Annotated in this window: 20 protein-coding genes; 16 read left to right on the top strand and 4 right to left on the bottom strand. The window is 69.5% G+C overall.

Annotated elements, in window-relative coordinates; genetic code table 11:
* Positions 1-4: 4 nt before the first annotated feature.
* The 3 genes from KVA01_RS00275 to KVA01_RS13080 all read right to left on the bottom strand — a co-directional run bounded on the left by KVA01_RS00275 (position 5) and on the right by KVA01_RS13080 (position 1574).
* A complete protein-coding gene (locus KVA01_RS00275) occupies positions 5-706 on the bottom strand; it encodes a hypothetical protein (RefSeq protein WP_141268436.1) in 702 nt (233 codons plus the stop codon).
* 390 nt (positions 707-1096) lie between these two features.
* The gene (locus KVA01_RS13085; protein ID WP_255314043.1) at positions 1097-1285 is read right to left on the bottom strand and encodes a tetratricopeptide repeat protein; all 189 of its coding nucleotides are present in this window, start codon (positions 1283-1285) and stop codon (positions 1097-1099) included.
* 4 nt (positions 1286-1289) lie between these two features.
* The gene (locus KVA01_RS13080) at positions 1290-1574 is read right to left on the bottom strand and encodes a tetratricopeptide repeat protein (RefSeq protein WP_267899907.1); all 285 of its coding nucleotides are present in this window, start codon (positions 1572-1574) and stop codon (positions 1290-1292) included.
* A 176-nt stretch (positions 1575-1750) separates the two neighbouring features.
* Here KVA01_RS13080 and KVA01_RS00265 point away from each other — a divergent pair, with 176 nt between their 5' ends.
* From KVA01_RS00265 to KVA01_RS00245, 5 genes are read left to right on the top strand one after another with little or no spacing between them, the layout of a single operon-like run.
* Positions 1751-3001 (top strand): MFS transporter, encoded by a 1251-nt coding sequence (locus KVA01_RS00265; RefSeq protein WP_141268433.1) that lies wholly within the window; start codon positions 1751-1753, stop codon positions 2999-3001.
* 12 nt (positions 3002-3013) lie between these two features.
* Positions 3014-3799, top strand: a complete 786-nt coding sequence (locus KVA01_RS00260; RefSeq protein ID WP_141268431.1) for an SDR family NAD(P)-dependent oxidoreductase — start codon at positions 3014-3016, stop codon at positions 3797-3799.
* 11 nt (positions 3800-3810) lie between these two features.
* Entirely contained in the window at positions 3811-4629 is an 819-nt protein-coding gene (locus KVA01_RS00255) for an alpha/beta hydrolase (protein ID WP_141268429.1), read from the top strand.
* On the top strand, positions 4626-5147 hold the full coding sequence (locus KVA01_RS00250) for a hypothetical protein (RefSeq protein ID WP_141268427.1): 522 nt from the start codon (positions 4626-4628) through the stop codon (positions 5145-5147). The genes KVA01_RS00255 and KVA01_RS00250 overlap by 4 nt, the downstream gene beginning before the upstream one ends.
* A complete protein-coding gene (locus KVA01_RS00245) occupies positions 5144-6061 on the top strand; it encodes an MsnO8 family LLM class oxidoreductase (RefSeq protein ID WP_141268425.1) in 918 nt (305 codons plus the stop codon). The genes KVA01_RS00250 and KVA01_RS00245 overlap by 4 nt, the downstream gene beginning before the upstream one ends.
* A 77-nt stretch (positions 6062-6138) precedes the next feature.
* Here the strand turns inward: KVA01_RS00245 and KVA01_RS00240 are convergent, their stop codons facing one another.
* Entirely contained in the window at positions 6139-7008 is an 870-nt protein-coding gene (locus tag KVA01_RS00240; RefSeq protein ID WP_141268423.1) for a helix-turn-helix transcriptional regulator, read from the bottom strand.
* Positions 7009-7126: 118 nt separating this feature from the next.
* On the opposite strand from KVA01_RS00240, the gene KVA01_RS00235 reads away from it, so the two are divergent.
* The 11 genes from KVA01_RS00235 to KVA01_RS00185 all read left to right on the top strand — a co-directional run bounded on the left by KVA01_RS00235 (position 7127) and on the right by KVA01_RS00185 (position 17685).
* Positions 7127-8590 (top strand): MFS transporter, encoded by a 1464-nt coding sequence (locus KVA01_RS00235; protein WP_141268421.1) that lies wholly within the window; start codon positions 7127-7129, stop codon positions 8588-8590.
* A gap of 155 nt (positions 8591-8745) precedes the next feature.
* A complete protein-coding gene (locus KVA01_RS00230; RefSeq protein ID WP_233438712.1) occupies positions 8746-9600 on the top strand; it encodes a helix-turn-helix domain-containing protein in 855 nt (284 codons plus the stop codon).
* 214 nt (positions 9601-9814) lie between these two features.
* Positions 9815-10894 (top strand): ArdC-like ssDNA-binding domain-containing protein, encoded by a 1080-nt coding sequence (locus KVA01_RS00225; protein WP_141268419.1) that lies wholly within the window; start codon positions 9815-9817, stop codon positions 10892-10894.
* Positions 10894-11823 (top strand): bifunctional DNA primase/polymerase, encoded by a 930-nt coding sequence (locus tag KVA01_RS00220; protein WP_141268417.1) that lies wholly within the window; start codon positions 10894-10896, stop codon positions 11821-11823. Before KVA01_RS00225 ends, KVA01_RS00220 begins: the two co-directional genes overlap by 1 nt.
* Positions 11820-12641 carry a DUF2637 domain-containing protein gene (locus KVA01_RS00215; RefSeq protein ID WP_174805686.1) on the top strand — a complete coding sequence of 274 codons (822 nt, stop codon included), beginning with the start codon at positions 11820-11822 and terminating at the stop codon, positions 12639-12641. Before KVA01_RS00220 ends, KVA01_RS00215 begins: the two co-directional genes overlap by 4 nt.
* Positions 12638-13018 carry a hypothetical protein gene (locus KVA01_RS00210; protein ID WP_141268415.1) on the top strand — a complete coding sequence of 127 codons (381 nt, stop codon included), beginning with the start codon at positions 12638-12640 and terminating at the stop codon, positions 13016-13018. The genes KVA01_RS00215 and KVA01_RS00210 overlap by 4 nt, the downstream gene beginning before the upstream one ends.
* A 99-nt stretch (positions 13019-13117) precedes the next feature.
* Entirely contained in the window at positions 13118-13987 is an 870-nt protein-coding gene (locus tag KVA01_RS00205) for a hypothetical protein (RefSeq protein WP_141268578.1), read from the top strand.
* The gene (locus KVA01_RS00200) at positions 13987-15012 is read left to right on the top strand and encodes a ParB N-terminal domain-containing protein (RefSeq protein ID WP_141268413.1); all 1026 of its coding nucleotides are present in this window, start codon (positions 13987-13989) and stop codon (positions 15010-15012) included. Before KVA01_RS00205 ends, KVA01_RS00200 begins: the two co-directional genes overlap by 1 nt.
* A gap of 73 nt (positions 15013-15085) precedes the next feature.
* On the top strand, positions 15086-15754 hold the full coding sequence (locus KVA01_RS00195; RefSeq protein WP_141268411.1) for a hypothetical protein: 669 nt from the start codon (positions 15086-15088) through the stop codon (positions 15752-15754).
* Between the two features lie 9 nt (positions 15755-15763).
* Entirely contained in the window at positions 15764-17419 is a 1656-nt protein-coding gene (locus tag KVA01_RS00190; protein WP_141268409.1) for a M23 family metallopeptidase, read from the top strand.
* Entirely contained in the window at positions 17419-17685 is a 267-nt protein-coding gene (locus tag KVA01_RS00185; protein WP_141268407.1) for a DUF6112 family protein, read from the top strand. The genes KVA01_RS00190 and KVA01_RS00185 overlap by 1 nt, the downstream gene beginning before the upstream one ends.
* Positions 17686-17798 lie beyond the last annotated feature (113 nt).

The raw sequence follows: 17798 nt of genomic DNA, 5'->3' as shown, positions 1-17798 counted from the left end.
TCGTCTACAGGCCGCGCCCGCGATCAAGAAGTGCGGGCGGCTGGTCGGTGGCGTCTGCGGATGCAGCGAACAGATTCGGAAGCAACCGCCGCCGCACACCCTGCCCCGGCGAGGCGCCGACCTGATCGCGCTGCGCCTCGACCTGGGCGGTGAGGTCGTCAACTCGTTCGCTCAGTTGCACGACCTGTGCCCGGAGTTGCGCGTGCTCGCTGAGGAGACGTTGCAGACCGCTCGCGCTCACGACCTGCGCAATCTCGGGGGTTGCGGCGGATTGCGTCTCGGCATGGACGACGAGGAAGTCGCCGGCCTCGTCCGGGTCCAGGACGCCGAACCCGGACAGTCGGCGTTGCGCGATCCGGGCGAACATCGCGGTGCGGGCGACCTCGGGTGGGAACTCGTCCGCGAAGGCGTTGTCCATCGCCTCGCCGAGGAGATCGATCGCTTCTGATGACAGCGTGATCGGCTCGTCTCCCTCGAAGGCGGCGGCCAGATCTTCACACTCGTTCATCACCTCGTAGTGCGCGCCGGCCATTCTCTCGATCTCCGGCGTCAAACCCGAATGGATCGGCTCGCCCGGCTCTCCGTACACGTGGGCGTCCAGCAGCTCGGTGCCTTCATGTTCCCGGTACTCGCCGTAGCGACGCAGCTCGTGAGCAACGGCCACCCGCTCCGTCCCGGTCAGGGTCAACAACGTCTCCTCGGGCACGTCAAGCTCCCTTCTGCTCGCGCACTCCAGGTCGCGAGCTACCGGTCAGGTGATCCGGCGAACGCTCAGCAGATCCCGCCGAGCGCGCGTGAAGGCGCGATCGAGATTCCGCGTCTGATGCGATTCGTCATCGTCGCACCTCGCTTGAAAGACGTGTGGCAGCTCATGAGGCGCTCCGGGCTGGGGTTGACTCAGGCGGGTCTGCTCGCGGAACAGACGTCTGGCCGACGACGATCAGGCGATGGGCCGCGCCGGCTGGGCGCTGTGAATGACGGTCGTCGTACACCGGGCAGGTGATCTTCCCGGCGAGGGACGTCACGAGGGGTGCGCTCACCGGACTGGGAGGCTCAGTCGCGGCTAGCTTGAAGTCGGGGTGCTTTCCTCCACGAGTTAATACGTCAATATGAACGACCTATTTGTGGCGAGTTCGCGATGACGCGTGAGTACAGCGGGAGAGTCTGAGCGAGCCGTGAGGGCTACGCGCAACGCCTCGTCGGGCCGTCCAGCGTCTCGAAGCGCGAGCGCGAGAAACGTCTGCGCGGCATCGCCCGTGGTCTCGTAGCCCGGCTGATTCCTCAGGAGATCAACTACGGCCTTCGGCGTTCCGCAGTGAGTTGGCGAGCTGCATCATTCCTTGCGCCCGTCTGGGCTCGGAGAGTCCGCGGTCGAGGGCGGCCCGGTAGAGAGAAACAGCTTCGTGTTCCTTGCCGAGGTAGTCGTGGACGGACGCCCACTCGTACAGGGCGCCTGGATCGTCGTCGGCGCGCTCTGCGACCAGGGCTTGCATGTGGTCGAGCATCGTGTCGGGTGCGGTGTCGTCTACCGATTCCCAGAACGACGCGATCCGGGCATCCCAGTCGGCATCCATCACGTCAGGATCTCGCGCAGTCGATGCTCGCGCGGCGGTCAGCCTGTCCCTGTCAGTGCTAGGCAACTCGGGGTTCTGGCTACCCCGCTGTAGCCCGAGCAGGGTGGATGCATGACCGGTTCGCCCGCTCTGCTGCTGGTTGGTACCGCCAGATGTTTCGAGGAGGGAAGCGCCGTATGACGACCACTGTCCGTCCCGCACCTGATGCTGAGGTCGGCCAACCATCGGCTGCCTTGACGCGACGGAAGGCGGCACTCGCGCTGTTCGCGCTGAGTGTCGGCGGGTTCGGGATTGGGCTGACCGAGTTTGTCATCGCGGGCCTCCTCACCGAGGTCGGCACGGATCTGGGTGTCACGATCAGCCAGGCCGGGCATCTGGTCGGCGTCTATGCGCTCGCGGTCGTGCCCGGCGCTTTGCTCATCACCCCTTTTCTCATGCGGCGACCCCCGAAGTACGCGCTCGCGGTGCTGCTCGCGTTCTTCGTCGTGGGGAATCTGCTCTCGGCGTGGGCGCCGACGTATGAGGTGATGCTCGCGGGAAGGATCGTGGCCGCGCTCGCGCACGGCGGCTACTTCGGCATCGGCGCCGTGCTAGCCGCCTCCCTCGTGCCCCCCTCGAAGCGGGCATCGGCCGTGGCGGCTCTGTTCGCCGGCCTCACGATCGCGAACGTCCTCGGCGTGCCCGCCGGAGCGCTCGTAGGCCAGCAGTACGGGTGGCGGGTGGTGTTCTGGATCATCAGCGCGCTCGGCCTGATCGCGCTGGCCGGGTTGATCGCTCTCGTACCGAAGACGGAGCCGGAGCGGGATCAGCTGCCCGTCGCCCAGCAGTTCAAGGCCCTGGCCCGCCCACAGGTGCTCGCCTCGCTGCTGACCACCGCGCTGGTGTTCGGCGGCATGTTCGGCGTGTTCACCTACATCGAGCCGCTGCTGCGCGAAGTCACCGGATACTCGGCCACAGCGATCCCGTGGCTGCTCGTGATCTTCGGGGCCGGCCTGTTCGCGGGCAACATCCTCGGCGGCAAGGCCGCGGACAGGAACGCGGACAACGCGGTACTGGTCCTGTCGATCCTGCTGCCGATCGTGATCCTGGCCCTGGGCGCGGTCGCCGGGATGCCGGTGCCGGTCGCGATCGGGCTGTTCCTGCTCGGCCTGGTCGGCTTCGCCACCGTGCCCGGCCTGCAGGCGCGGGTGATGCGGCACGCGCAGGGCGCTGCGACCCTGGCGTCGGCGACGAACATCGCCGCGTTCAACCTCGGCAACACCATCGGCGTCAGCCTCGCCGGTGCAGCGATCGCCGCCGGCTACGGGCTGATCAGCCCCACCGTCGTCGGCGCAGGGCTCACTCTCGCCGGGCTCGGTCTCATCGTGGTCGCCCGCGTTTCTGCCCGGCGCAAGACCGCGCTTACGCAGCCCACCTCGACCATTTAGGAAGGCTCTCTCATGCATCTCGACCTCGACGGCCGCGTTGTCATCGTCACCGGCGGCACCAGCGGTATCGGCCTCGCCACCGCCCACGAACTCGCAGGCGAAGGGGTGAAAGTCGTGGCGGTCGCCCGCCGCGATCCCGGCGACGGCGTGCTGCCCGCATCGGCGCACTTCGTCGCCGCGGATCTGGCAGCACCGGACGCGGCGGCCCGGGTCGTGGCGAAGACCGTCGAGCGGCACGGCCGTATCGATGGGCTGGTGAACAACGCCGCCCTGTTCGACACCCGCGACTCGTTCGAGGCGATCGATGACGAGCTGTGGGAGGCGACGTTCGAGGTGAATCTGTTCGCCCTCGCCCGCCTCACCCGCGCCGTGATCCCGGCCATGCGGGACGCGGGCGGCGGAAGCATCGTGCACCTGGGCAGCGAGGCCGCCCGGATGCCCGATCCGACGATGGCCGCCTACGCCGCGTCGAAGGCAGCAGTGCTGTCGCTGTCGAAGTCGCTGGCCATCGAGTACGGCCCGGCGGGCATCCGCTCGAACGTCGTGTCACCCGGCCCGACCCGCACCGCGCTGTTCGACGCGTCGGGCGGGTTCGCCGAACAGCTCGCCGCACGCTTCGGCACCGACCCCGACACCGCGGTCGATCGCTTCATCCGCGAGGAGCGCCGCCTGCCCACCGGCCGAATCGGCAGGCCGCAGGACGTCGCCGGGGTGATCGCCTACCTGCTCTCGCCGCGCGCCGGTCAGGTGACGGGTGCGGAGTGGTCGGTCGACGGCGGCGCCCTGCGCCAGATCTGACCGGACCCATCATGACCACGATCACTGCCCCTGAAACGACGCTCTCTAATGCTGTCGCATCCGATGGCGCGCCGGTTCCGCTCCTCGTGCACCGACCGGCGAACCCGCGCGGCTGGATCGTCTGGGCGCACGGCGGTTCCTGGCAGCACGGCTCCGCTGCCGCCTGGGCGCCCGTCACCGGCGGGCTCGCGTCCCGGTCGGGGTGGGCGGTCGTCTCCGTCGAGTACCGTCTCGCCCCGGCTCACCGGTTCCCGGCCGCGGTGCTCGACGTGCTCGCGGCACTCGCCTGGGCCAACCGTCGATCCGACGGGTTGCCGGTGGTCGTCGGGGGCGACAGCGCCGGCGGCACGATCGCCGCCTCCGCCGCGCTCACCCGGCGCGATGCCGGCGACCGGGTGCCGGCCCAGGTGTTGACGTATCCACCGCTCGACCCCGATTGCGCCCGCCCCTCCTATCGCGCCGGGTCTGGCGCGTTTCCGAACCGGGCCGACCTGCGTGCGGCGTGGCGACTCTGGCTCGACAGCACTCCCGCCCCGACGATCCTGCCCACCCCACTGGAGGCTCCGAGTCTTGCCGGGCTGGCCCCGGTGTCCCTGGTCGTCGGCAGCGACGATCCGGTTCGTGACGATGTGATCGCCTACGCCACGCGGCTCCGCGCCGATGGCATCCCCACGACCTTGGAGGTGCTGCCCGGCGTCGGGCACGCCGACCTGCTCAGTCCTCGTAGCCGCGCGCTCGCGGCGGTGGCAGCAGCCCTGTCCGAACCATCCCTGTCCGAACTATCCACTCCGAGACCTCAACCGACACACATGGAAGGAACCCCATCATGACCACCACCACTCCCGCGCCGCTGGAGGCGCTGACCCGTCACTTCATCGACCTGCGCGACGGCAACCACTTCGGCCACGTCACCCGCACCGGCAAGGAGACCGCCTTCGGAGAGGCTGTTCAACTGCTCGACGGCCCGGCCCGACAGGTGCTGGCAGAGTTCAACGAGCATCTCCTTGCCGGCACGGGGAAGATCGAGGTGACCGGTCTGCATCGGGATCAGCGTGGCGGGCTCATCGCGTCCTGGCTGCTGACCTGGCCCGAGCAGCGCGCCGCGAACCTTGCCCCCATCAGCCTGATCGCGACGTACGGGGCCGGGTTCCACCACCCGCACCTGCGCGGCGCGACCATCGGCGAGTGGCCGCTGAACGTCGCCGAGCCCGAGCACGCCGAGGAGTTGGTGCCGGTGCTGCGCACGATCGCGGGCGCCGATATCCACAACCTCGTGTTCCAGGTCGGCGGCGACTGGCGCATCATCCCCGCCCTCCACCCCGCAAACGCCGAGAAGCAGTCGGCATGAGGGTCTCGATCCTCGACCAGGTACCGCTCACCGAACACACCCCGACCAGAGCGGAGGCCGTGCAGAGCGGCCTCCGCCTCGCCCAGGAGGCCGAAGCGCTGGGGTATCACCGGATCTGGTTCGCCGAGCACCACCGCTCGGCCTCGTTCGCCAGCACCGCACCGGAGATGATGACCGCCCTCGCCCTGGAACGCACTCGAACGATCCGGGTCGGCACCGGCGGCGTCCTCCTGCCGCTGTATCCGGTGCAGAAGGTCATCGAGGTGATGAGCTTGCTTGGGCAGGTGCATGGCGACCGCGTCGATGCCGGCGTGGGCCGGGCCGCGCTGGACGACCCGGACTACGGGGAGAAGATCGCCGCCCTCGCCCACGCCCTCGGCACCCAGCACCCGTCGAGGGCGGGTGAGCCGGACGGCCGGGTCTGGGTGCTCGGCGCGGGCGGCTCCGCCGCACCCCTGGCCGGCCTCGCCGGCGCCGGATATGCACACGGGCACTTCTTCGTGCCCCGCGGCGGCGAAGCCGCGACCGCCGCCTACCGTGCAACGGCCACCGAGCATGGTCATGGCGCGCATACGGTGCTGGCCATGCGCGTGATCACCGCCGAGACGCGCGAACGCGCCCAGCAGTTGGCGGATGCGATGCTGCTGTGGCGGGCACGCAAAGACCTCGGTTTCGACGGGCCGATCCCGTCGGCCGAGACCACGGCACGGCACGAGTGGACCGATGCCGAGCGCACCCGCGCGAAAGCCCGATCCCAAGCGATCATCGCCGGAACCCCCGACCAGGTGAGCACCGAGCTGACGACACTGGCCGAGGCGCACAGCGCGGACGAGGTCATGATCAACACCCTCACCAGCGACCCGGACGAACGGCTGGCCTCGTACCGGCTGCTGGCCGAGCGCCTCATGGAGTGATCGTCGCGGTCACCACACGAAGAAGCGCTCCCAGGATCATCCTGGGAGCGCTTCTTCACTGTGCGTCGGGCGACCGGTTACGAGGCCGAGGTCAGTAGCCGCAGCGCGGCGAACGACGCGCTGCCGGGCTCGGCGGTGTGGGTGAGGATGCGCTGCCCGTTGCCCTCGGGCAGGTGCAGCACCTCGTAGCCCAGCTCCAGCTCCCCGACCTCGGGGTGGCGGAATCGCTTCGCTCCGCTCGTGCAGAGCCGTACGTCGTGGCCGGCCCACAGGCGGGCGAACTCAGGGCTGTTCATGCTCAGCTCCCCGACCAGTTCGGCCAGGCGCAGGTCGTCGGCGAACTGCGCCGCGACGTAGCGCAAAGAGGCGACGGCAAGGGCGGCCTCGTCGGTCCAGTCGACGTAGAGGTCGCGGGTGTGCTCGTCCAGGAACAGCAGCTTCAACTGGTTCGGACGATCCTCCACCCATGAGGGCGCATCGCAGTCGAGATGCCCGGCGAGTAGGAGGTGGCCGGCGCGGTTCCAGGCGAGGATGTCGTTGAACCGTCCCAGCAGCACCGCGGGCACATCGCCCATCGAGTGCAACAGTTGCTTCGCGCCGGGCTTGGCGATCTCCGGTTTCGACGCCTGCGGTCGCTTCGGCGGGGCCGGGTGCGCGAGCGCGTACAGATGCGCCCGTTCGTCGTCGTCGAGCTGGAGGGCACGGGCGAGCGCATCGATGATGGCATCCGAGGCGTTCTGCGACTGCCCCTGCTCCAGCCGGGTCAGATACGTCACCGACACTCCGGCCAGCTGCGCGAGCTCCTCGCGACGCAGGCCGGGAACCCGGCGGCGACCGTAGCTGTTCACGCCGGCCTCGTCCGGGGTGATCCGGTCGCGGCGCGAGCGGAGGAACTCGCCCAGCTCGGTGACCGGGCCATCGGTATCAGTGGGCTGCGGTAGTGCCATGCCATCTATTGTCCCGCACGCGTACCGGCGGAGCCTGACCCTGTCAGTGCTAGGCAACCGCAGGCCACGCAAACCGGGGATCTGGCTACCTCTGTCGCATCGTCCGAGTCTGGATGGCATGAGCCACACAGACACCTCACCACCACCCAGTACCGCATCGACACCTGTTCCGGCGGAGCGGTTCACCGCGGCGCAGAAGATCGCGATGGCGGTCCTGCTGACGGCGAACTTCACCCTCGCAGTCGATTTCTCGATCCTCAACGTCGCCCTGCCGCACATTGGCACCGAGCTCGGCTTCGCGACCTCCGCGCTGCAGTGGATCGTCACCTCCTTCGCGCTCTGCGCGGCTGGGTTCACGCTCTTCTTCGGGCGCGTGGCCGACCTGTTCGGCCGCAAGCGCCTGTTCATGATCGGGATCGTGCTGCTCGGCGTCTCCTCCCTCGCGGGCGGGCTCGCCACCGAGCCCGTGCTGCTGCTCGTCGCCCGTGTCGGGCAGGGCATCGCGACCGCGATGGTCACTCCCGCCGCGCTGTCGCTCATGACCACGATGTTCCCCGAAGGCCCGGCCCGCTCCCGAGCCCTCGGGCTGAACGGAGCGCTCATGGCCGCCGGCTTCACCGCCGGCGCCGTGCTCGGCGGACTCCTTACCGGAGCGATGTCGTGGCGGTGGGCGTTCTTCATCAACGTCGTCGTCGCCCTCGCCGTGATCCTCATCGCCCCGTTCGTGCTCCGCGAGCCCGCCCGCGGCCCGCGCCCCAAGCTCGATGTTCCCGGCGCGGTCACGATCACCCTCGCGCTGGTGGCGCTCGTGTTCGGGATCGACACCGCAGGCCACAACGGGTGGACCCACCCGGGCACCTGGGGGCCGATCCTGGGCGCGCTGATCCTGTTCGCCGTGTTCTTGAAGATCGAGGGTCGCGTCACCGAGCCCCTCGTTGCACCTGGGCTGCTGAAGCGCTCGAATATTGGCTGGGGCAACACCGCCGGGCTCCTTGCGTTCGGCACCTTCACCTCGCTCGTGTTCCTGCTGACGCTGTACCTCCAGCAGATCCTCGGCTACAGCGCCATCACCGCGGGCCTGATCCTCGGGGTGCTCGGCATCGGCACGGTCATCGGCGGCCTCGTCGCCCCGAAGATCATCGGCAAGACCAGCGCCAAGACCGCGATCGTCGCCGGCCTCATCGTGCAGGCCGCCGCCACGGCGCCGCTCGCGTTCGCGGGCGACACCCGCGCGTGGCTGGTACCGGTGCTGATCCTCACCTTCGTCGGCGGGATCGCGAACCTTGTCGCGATCGTCGGCTACGTCGTCGCCTCCACCTCCGGCGTCCCTGCGAACCAGCAGGGCCTGGCGACAGGCCTGGTCACGATGAGCCAGCAGGTCGGCATCGCCCTCGGCACCCCGGTCATGTCGGCGATCGCGACCGGCATGGTCGCCGCGACGTTGCTGCCCGGGCTGCAGCTCGCGATCGGTGTCAACGCTGTGATCGCGATCGGTGCGGCGATCCTCATCGCGGTGTTCCTGCGTCTACCCAAGGCAGTCGCACCGGTCGCAACACCGGAACCGGCCGACATGACCGTCTAACACCCTTCCCTCATCATGGACGCCCCGCGAGTTCCTACCCTCACTGGAAGCTCGCGGGGCGTCCGCTTGTTGCCGGACTGATCGCGGTGTTCGAGTCCGTTCTTGCGCGAACCAGCACGATCCATCGCCCTGTTGGTCCGGTCGCCTATGACTGCGTGAAGCTCATCATCGTGCGCGATGGGTCCGCGATCCTGTTCAGCGAGTTCGGTGAGCGACCGGTGAAGCCCGGTGACGTGGTGTTGCTGGGCGCGAACGTGCTGTGCGGGTCGGAGCCGGAAGGGTGCGTCACGGTCACAACGATCTACGCCGACCCGGATTTCCTGCTCGATCAGTTGTTCTGGCAGTACGCTGATGTGCTCCAGGATCGTCTCGACGCGCAGGGGTTCGCCGACACCATCTACACCGAACCAGCCCAGATCCTCCGTCTCGGGGAAGACCGCTCTGGAATGTTGATGCCCTGGTTGGATGAGCTCGTCGCTCTCAGCGTCGACGGGCATTACAGGGAGCGATTTCATCGGATACAGGCGTTGTGGCACGCGGTCATCGACCAGATCGCGCCGTTCATCCGTATCTCGCCATACCGGGCCTCGCCGCACCAGCGGGCACGGATCAGACCGGCCCTGCCTCGGGATCGCCGGTTCACGCCGCTACGGGCCGAAGTCAGGCAGGTACGCGACGCTCTACGCAGTGACATCGCCCGCAATTGGGGGCTGCCGGAGCTGGCGGGCATGGTGCATCTGTCCACGAAGCAACTCAGTCGGGTGTTCGTGGACGCCTACGGGAAGACGCCGTTGACGTATCTGACGATGCTGCGGGTCGAGGAGATGGCCCGACTGCTGCGCGAGACCGACGTGACGATCGAGCAGGCCGGGCGACGGGTCGGCTGGCGGTCCCGCAACCGGGCGTCGGCGGCGTTCCGGGAGTGCGTCGGGATCACGCCGAGCCGGTATCGAGCGATGCGCTTCGCGGGCAGCAGCATGCACATGAATGAGACATCGGTGCCCACCTAAACGACCCCATCCCGGAGCGACGCGCCCGCGGGCGCGGGTTCGCTGGTAGGCCGTTGTTCTACGTCAGGTGCCTCCGTGTTCCTGACGGCCAACTTACCGCTCCATTCGTTCGCTGACCGTCTCGACACTCTCCGGATGCACCTGGCTCACCTCGCAGGTGCAAGACCAGCCGCCCACACCCCTGGTGGCTGGTCTACCGGGAGGAGGCCGAACGATGGCGACGAGGGAAGAGGCCCGCCAGAAGCGGGAAGAGAGGCTCGATGAGCTGCACGAGAAGCTCACCGGTGCGGTCGAGCAGCTCGTCACGGGCGAGGACTGGGCCGACGCGCTGCGCTTCGCCGCCCGGTTCCGATCGCGCTCGTTCAACAATGTCCTGCTGATTTGGGAACAGCATCAGGCGGCGTTCGAGCAGGGCCGGGTGTCTGAACCGTTCCCGACCTATGTCGCCGGGTACAAGCAGTGGCAGCAGCTCGGCCGGCAGGTCGAGAAGGGCCAGCCCGGATATCAGATCCTCGCCCCGGTCACGGGCCGGTTTGCGTCCGCGAATCCCTCGGACCTGGCCTCCTGGTACCGGCTGGGCCGGGGTGAGAAACCGAAGCCGGGCGAGGTGGTGCGCTCGCAGATGGTCGGAGTGCGCCCCGCCTACGTCTGGGACGTCTCGCAGACCGCCGGGGAGCCGATCCCGGAACCGCCGTCGCCGACCTTGTTGGAGGGCGAAGCCCCCGACGGGCTGTGGGACGGGCTCGCGCAGCAGGTACGGGCGGCCGGGTACGAGCTGCTGCGGGTGCCGCATGAGGGGATGATCCACGGCGCGAACGGCCTGACTGATTTCGAGGCGAAGACGGTCGCGGTGCGGGAGAACATGGACCCCGCCGCCCAGGTCAAGACCCTCGCCCACGAGCTTGTGCATGTGCTGATGCACGACCCGGACCGGGAGGATGCCCGCCTGCATCGCGGGATCGGGGAGGTCGAAGCCGAGTCCGTCGCGCTGATGATCGGCGCCGCCCACGGAATGGACACCACCGGTTACACGATCCCGTACGTGGCCGGGTGGGCCGCGAACGTCGACGGCAAGGAACCCGTCGACGTCGTCAAAGCGACCGGTGAGCGGGTGCGGAAGACCGCCGCCGGGATTCTCGATCAGCTCGACACCGCTCAGGTGCCCGACGGCGCCCCGCCCGGCCTTGACCGCGACGCGCCACGGCCCGCGCGACCGAAAGAGCGCACCGCCGCGACCGTGGCCGAACCAGAGCACAGCCGAGCCCCGGAGCCGGCGAGTGCACGGAGGCTGTGATGGCTGCCCGGACCGCATTCGCCACCGCCCTCGCCGGGCTCGGTGAGGACGCGCCGTTGCCGGTCACCGCGCGCCTGTTCGCGCAGGCCGGGGTGCCGGTGTTCCCGTGCGCGCCGGGCGGGAAGAACCCGCTCACCGAGCATGGCTTCCACGACGCGACCACGAGCCCCGGCCAGGTGGAGTCGTGGTGGCGACGGTTCCCGGCGGCGAACATCGGAATGCCCACCGGCGCCGCCTCCGGCGTGGTGGTCGTGGACGTCGATGTGCACGGCGTCAACGGCTACGACGCCTTCCGCCAAGCGCGCCGGGCCGGGCTGGTGAATGGGTGGGAGGCGCTGGTGCGCTCACCGACCGGTGGCCTGCACGTCTACTACCCAGCCTCCCTGGCGAGTGAGCAGCCGTCGTGGCAGGCCGGGCGTGTGGGGATCGACTTCCGTGGGGATCGCGGCTACATCATCGTGCCGCCCTCGCGCCGCATCATCGACGGCGAGACGAGCCTGTATCGCCTGGCGTCGCTGAGTCCGACGCCGGGCCGGGCATTGGATGCGTCAGCGCTGCGGACGTTCTTGGACCCGCCGCGCCCGCCGCGCCGGCTCCCGGAGCGGGGCTCCTCGGCGGGGCGGACTGATCCGTTGAAGCTCGCGAAGTGGCTGGGCGGTGAGCATACGGATCGCAACCACAAGTTGTTCTGGGCGTCCTGCGTGCTCGCCGAGGAGGGCGTGCCCTACCGGGATGCGCTCGATGCGATGCTCACCGTCTCCCAGCCCGACTTCGGGCAGCGCGAGATCGCCCGCACCGTCGCCTCCGGTTACAAGCGCATCCACGTCGACACGCCCCGCCCCAGAGAAGCCGGCACCGCGCGGGCCGGCCCCGTACACGATCTCGATGCGATCCCTGAGGGTCATGTCCCGTCGAGGGGGCTGCGATGAACCCGGTGCATCGTCGCGGGTGGGCGGTGGTCACGGCTGCGTCGGGCACCGTGCTCATCGGGGCGGGTGCGTTCTGGTTGAGCTTCACCGCGCTGGCCGATCTCGCCATGCGGTCGGGCATCGCGGCTGGGCAGGCGTGGATCTGGCCGCTGCTGGTGGACGGGCTGATCGTGGTCGCCACGGTCGCCGTCGTCGCCCTCGACGGGCACCGGGCCGCCTGGTATCCCTGGGCGCTGCTGATCGCCGGTGCGTTGGTGTCGGTGACCGCGAACGCGGCCCACGCCCTCGTCACCGCCGAGGTGACCGTGCCCGGGGTGCTCGCCGCGACGGTCGCCGCCGTCCCACCCCTGGTGCTCCTGGCATCCACCCACCTCACGGTCGTTCTGATCCGCTCCACCCGCACCGCCGACACATCGGCCGCGGAGTCGCCGGCGCCCATCCTGCCCGCGGCAACCAGCTCCGACGCCGAAGGTCCCGTACCGGAGTCTCTGGAAGCCCCGGCTCTGGTTGAGCGCCTGGCGGAGCTCGGCGCCCCGGTGCCGCTTGACCCAGTCGCGCCCGAACTATCCGAGGCCGATACGCCGCCGGTGGTGGAGGCCAGCACGGGGCGGCGTGAGCGTGCGGCGCGGTTGCGGGGTGAGGGGTGGTCGAACAAGCAGATCGCCCGCGCCATGGGCGTGCATCCCTCGACCGTGGGCCGGTGGCTGCCGCGCCCACCTGACCCCGAACTCGATCCCGACTCGCAGGGGTCGTCTGCGTCGTCCGACCCGACAGGGGTCGGCATCCCATCCGAACGCTCTGAGGAGGAATCATCATGAACGCCGAACAGCATCCGCACGACCCGCAGCGGACGCCCGATCCGTCCCCGACGCCGGAACGGCCCGAGGCGTCGGCGGGGATGGCGCCGGAGGCGATCCAGGCCGCCGACGTCGACCGCGACCAGCAAGCCGAGCTCGACACGGAGAAGCCGACCCGTGGGGTCGACTGGGTGCGCCCCTCGGAACTGATGCCGCGAGCCGGCGGCGCCCTGTCGCGGCGCGGGATCGACCTCCAAGCCGACCTGTCCCACCGAGCCCGGGCCGGTATCGCCTCGGGTGCCGAGCACCTGGTCGCGTCCGCGAAGCGGTTGCCGCCGCTGTCCGCGTTCGGCCGGGAAGACCCCGCGGTCGAGACGCGAACCCTGGGCCGGGAATGAGACGGGGTGATCGATCATGCACACGATCCGACGTGCGTTCCCTGACCGCTCCGCCGCTCGTGGGAGGCGCGGTGCATCTGTCTGTCAGGAGGTGCCGTGATGATTCCGCACACGATGACCGCCGATCCCGGCGGTGAGGACTACACGACCGGTGAAGGGCTCCGCGCGCTGCTGGGCCGGCTGCACAAGGAAGGGCAGGGTGCGTGGCGCACCGACCCGACCGCCGCACGGCTCATGACCTACGCGGCCGACAAGTACGCGGCTCTGGCGCGGAAGCATGGGCTTGATCCGTGGGAGGCGGCGTCTGCGGCATTCGATGTGATGCGCACCCGCTCGGCGCGGGAGGCGGAGGACCCGTGGGCGGTGGTCACGCACGCGGTGCGGATCACCTGCATCGCCGAGGAACGCGGCCAAGGCCTGCTCTGTTCGACGCATCAGGCCCGCCGCCCGCACTACTCGGTCTTCCACGACGCCGAACGCCTCTCCGACCGCGAGAACCCCCTCGATGACTACCACCCCGCGTTCCACACCACCGACCCCAGCACCAACTCGGACGAAGAGGATGCGGAAACGGAGGCGAGGCCTGCGGAGGTGCGGCCGTCGGCGGCGGGTGCGGTGGAGGATGCGATCGCGTTCATCACCGTGCTGGGGTGGCCGCCGCAGACCGCCCGCGCCGCGGTCGAGCACGTCTGCCAGGCGCTGGCTCGGGCGGGGTCCAGGCAATCGGCGTTCGAGGTGCTGCGCCGCGACCAACACTCCCGCGCCCTCCTCGACCTCCCCGGCACCTCCTGGACAGCGCTCCTGCGAGTCCTGCTCGGCAACCCCGCACCGGGCCTGTCCGCGACGAGCGCGGGCCGGGGCATCCTGCTGCGACTGCTGATCGGTGAGACGCTGCCGGTGCTGCTGCACGACGACGACCTCGTCCTCACCGTGTCCCTCGCGGCCCCGAAACACCGGGGCGGTCAGTGATGACTGGCGGGCATATCGAGCTGGAGCGGGCGGTGTCCTCGATCATCATCGGCACCCGGCACCGCACCGACCTGGGCGACATCGACGCCCTGGCCGCGTCCATCGACCGCGACGGACTGCTCCAGCCCCCGACGATCACCCCAGAAGGCGTGCTCGTCTGCGGGCGGCGCAGATTGGCCGCGATCCAGAAGCTGAACTGGCGGGTGGTGAACGTCTGGGTGCGGCAAGGGATCTCCGACCGGCTCGGGCATCTGCTCGCGGAGCAGGACGACAACCTGCTGCACAAAGCCCTCACCCCGCTGGAAGCCGCCAGCCTCTACCGCGAACTCAAAGCCCTCCTGGCCGAGGACGCGGCCCGCCGCCAGGCCCAGTCGCGGTTCACCAGCGACCACCAGCCCGCCGATGCGTCTCCCGACGGTGGCGGAAATTTTCCGGCACCGTCCTCGTCGCCTGCGGGTGAGGCCAGGCAGCAGGCGGCAGCGATGATCCCCGGCGCCGCGTCCTATCGGACGTTGGACAAGATCGAGTACGTCCAGCAGGCCGCCGCCCGCGACGACCTCCCTGACGACACCCGCACCCAGGTCGCGGACGCGCTCGCACGGATCGAGGCCGGCGCGCCGGTGCATCCGATCTTCGAGGAAGTCCGGAGCCTGGTCGGTGATCCGGGGGTGTCGCGGGATGCGCAGTTGGACGAGTTGGCGAAAGTGGCGATCGCCCGCGCCAAGGCCAAGCCGCCGCGCCGCAAGACCGGACCGGCTCCGGTGGCGGGGCCGGCGGTGTGGACCACGCGGTCGTTCCTGGTGATCTGGGGCGAACTCACCGATTGGTGGACGCACTACGACCCCGCCCAGCTCGCACAGGATCTCACCGATGAGCAGATCGAGATGTTCCTGACGATCGCCGCCGGCACGACCGCGTTCGCCGGCGCTCTCACCGCCGCCCGCAACACCGAGCCCAGCGATGCTGCCGATCCCGCCGAAGATGCGGATGGGGAGGGTGGGGTGCGGCACCTGCGCGCCCTCTGATCTCTCTGGTTGTTCGCCGCCCCGGACCCTGCGTGGGTGTCGGGGCGGATGTGTGTCTGGTGCACCTGGTGGCATGAACCCGACAGATGCTTCTCGTTCCCGTCGCCGCCTGGTCGTGATCGTCACGGCCGCCACCCTCGTGCTGATCCTCGTCGGCGTCGGCGTCTACGGCCTGGTCACCGGCCCCCGCACTCCCGACCCGCCACCCGCCACGCCGTCGCCATCCGCGCCGGTCACTCCCGGCGGCGACCCGCGCGATCTGGCCCCGATTCCGGAGACGGATGATCCGGAGGAGTTCGCCCGCTCCGTCGCGACGGCGCTGTTCGCGTGGGATACCGCCAGCGGGTTGATGCCGTTGGACTACACGAGCGTGCTGCTGGAGGTCGCAGACCCGACCGGGATCGAGCAAGCCGGCCTCGCCTCCGATATCGTCGGCTACCTCCCGACCCGCGACTCCTGGACTGAACTCCGCAAATACAGCACGACCCAGCGCCTGGAGATCACGGAGGTGTTCGTGCCGGAGGCGTGGGCGGACGCCGTGGAGCAGGCGCAGCCGGGGCAGCTGCAGCCGGGCACCACCGCGTACACGATCGAGGGTATCCGCCACCGCGCCGGGGTCTGGAACGACGAACCCACGACCAGTGCGCATGAGGTGGCGTTCACGATCTTCCTGACCTGCCCGCCCGACAGCGACCCCTGCTATCTGCTGCGGCTGTCGATCCTCGACCAGCCCCTCCGCTAACGGGAGGCCATGATGCGGAAGGTCATCGCGGCACTCGCCGCCCTCGTCCTGCTGGCCCCTTTGGTCGGGCTGGTGTCGGTCGGGCTGCTCATGAACCCGGCCACCGTCTCCTGCGCCGCCCCCGCCGGCCGGTTCCAGGTCGGCGACGTGCCGGAGGAGTTGACGGCGACGACGCGGAACGGGGAGACGATCACACTCGGCCGTGCCGAGCTCACCCATGCCGCCACGATCATCGAGACCGGCTCGGGCATCGATGGGGTAGGGCGCGACGGCATCCTGATCGCGCTGATGGCCGCGCTCACCGAGTCGCGCATGCGGATGCTCGCCAACACGAGCGCCTACCCCGAGAGCGGCGACTATCCCAACGACGGCAACGGCAGCGATAACGACAGCCTGGGGTTGTTCCAGATGCGCCCGCAGGCGGGGTGGGGCACGGTCGCCGAGCTCATGGACCCCGACTACCAAGCCGCCGCGTTCTACGGCGGCCCCGGCGGGCCGAATGAGGGCTCGCCGCGGGGGCTGCTGGATATTCCGGGGTGGGAGCAGATGGGCAAGGGCGAAGCCGCCCAGGCCGTGGAAGTGAGCGCGTATCCGGAGCGGTACGACAACTACGAACCCGTCGCCGAACAGATCCTCACCACCCTCACAGGCACCGGCACTGGCAGCCCGGTGACTGCCGACCCGGTACCGGTGCTCGCCGCGGGGCCGGTGACAGAGTCGTCGCGGGTGGTGTTCCCGCTGCCCGAGGGCACCTGGGTCGCCACCAGCCCGTTCGGACCGCGCACGCACCCCATCACGGGCGAGGAAGAGTCCTTCCACACGGGCGCGGATTTCTCCGCCCCGGACGGGACGCCGATCCTTGCCGCCGCCGACGGCACGGTGACGGTGTCGGAGTTCTCCGGCGGGTACGGCGGCCTCGTCGTCATCGAACACCAGATCGACGGGGGCACGGTTGCGACGGCGTATGCGCACTCGTGGGAGGACGGTATCCACGTCCAGACCGGCGACCAGGTGCGGGCCGGGCAGCACATCGCCGACGCCGGCTCCAGCGGGATGTCGACGGGGCCGCATCTGCATTTCGAGGTCCGCCAGGGCGGCACCGACGGCGACTACATCGACCCCGCGAAGTGGCTCAACGACCACGACGCCGCCGACCTCCCCGAAAGCGACATCCCTCCACCCAGGCAAGAAGGCTGCGACACCGAGACGGGGTCGCCGGGTGATCCGGTACCGGTGGAGGGCGACCCGGATGAACTGGTGGACGACCCGACGTCGGATGGGCAGATCACGGTGCGGATGCTCAGCGTCTACGAACAGACCTCTACGGGGTTTCCGGAGTCGACATGGGCGTGCTACTCGCCCCGGCCCGGCTCGAAGTCTGAGCACCCGATCGGTCGCGCCTGTGATGTGGCATTCGGGAACGCGATCGGCCAGCACCCGACCCCCGGGCAGCTCGAGTACGGGTGGCAGGTCACGAACTGGCTGCAAAACCACGCCGAGGTGCTGGGGGTGGAGTACCTGATCTGGCAGGGCAAGATCTGGTCCCTCGCCCGCGCCGACGAGGGATGGCGCGACTACACCGGCGGCGGGATGCACGACCCCACTGATGTCACCGGCGGCCACTACGACCACCTCCACATCACCGTGAAAGCGGGTGAGGCGTGATGGACGTGTTCCCGGACTTCGACGGTCTCTCCGGCATCAGCGAACTGCGCGAGGTCGCCGGCGCGCTGCTCATGTTCGTGCTCGTGGTGGCGGTGCTGATGCTGATCGTGTCCGCGATCTGCTGGGCCATCGGTGCCGCGAACGGCAACTACCAGGTCGCGACAAAGGGCCGCATCGGCGTGTTCGTCGCCCTCGGCGGCGCGATCCTCGCAGGCGCAGGGGTCGCCTGGCTGAACTGGCTCATCACCATCGGCAGACAACTCTAACGACCCGCTCCGCTTCGTTCTCTGGGCTCGTCTCCGGGTGCTTCGGCACCCCGGGGCGGGCCTCCTTTTTGTGCCCGATGGGGGCGGGGTGCACCTGGCGGTCGGAACTGTCT

The sequence above is a fragment of the Kocuria varians genome, from assembly GCF_006539885.1.
In the GTDB taxonomy this organism is placed as follows: Bacteria; Actinomycetota; Actinomycetes; order Actinomycetales; family Micrococcaceae; genus Kocuria; species Kocuria varians.
This window is presented reverse-complemented; position numbering and strand designations above follow the sequence as displayed.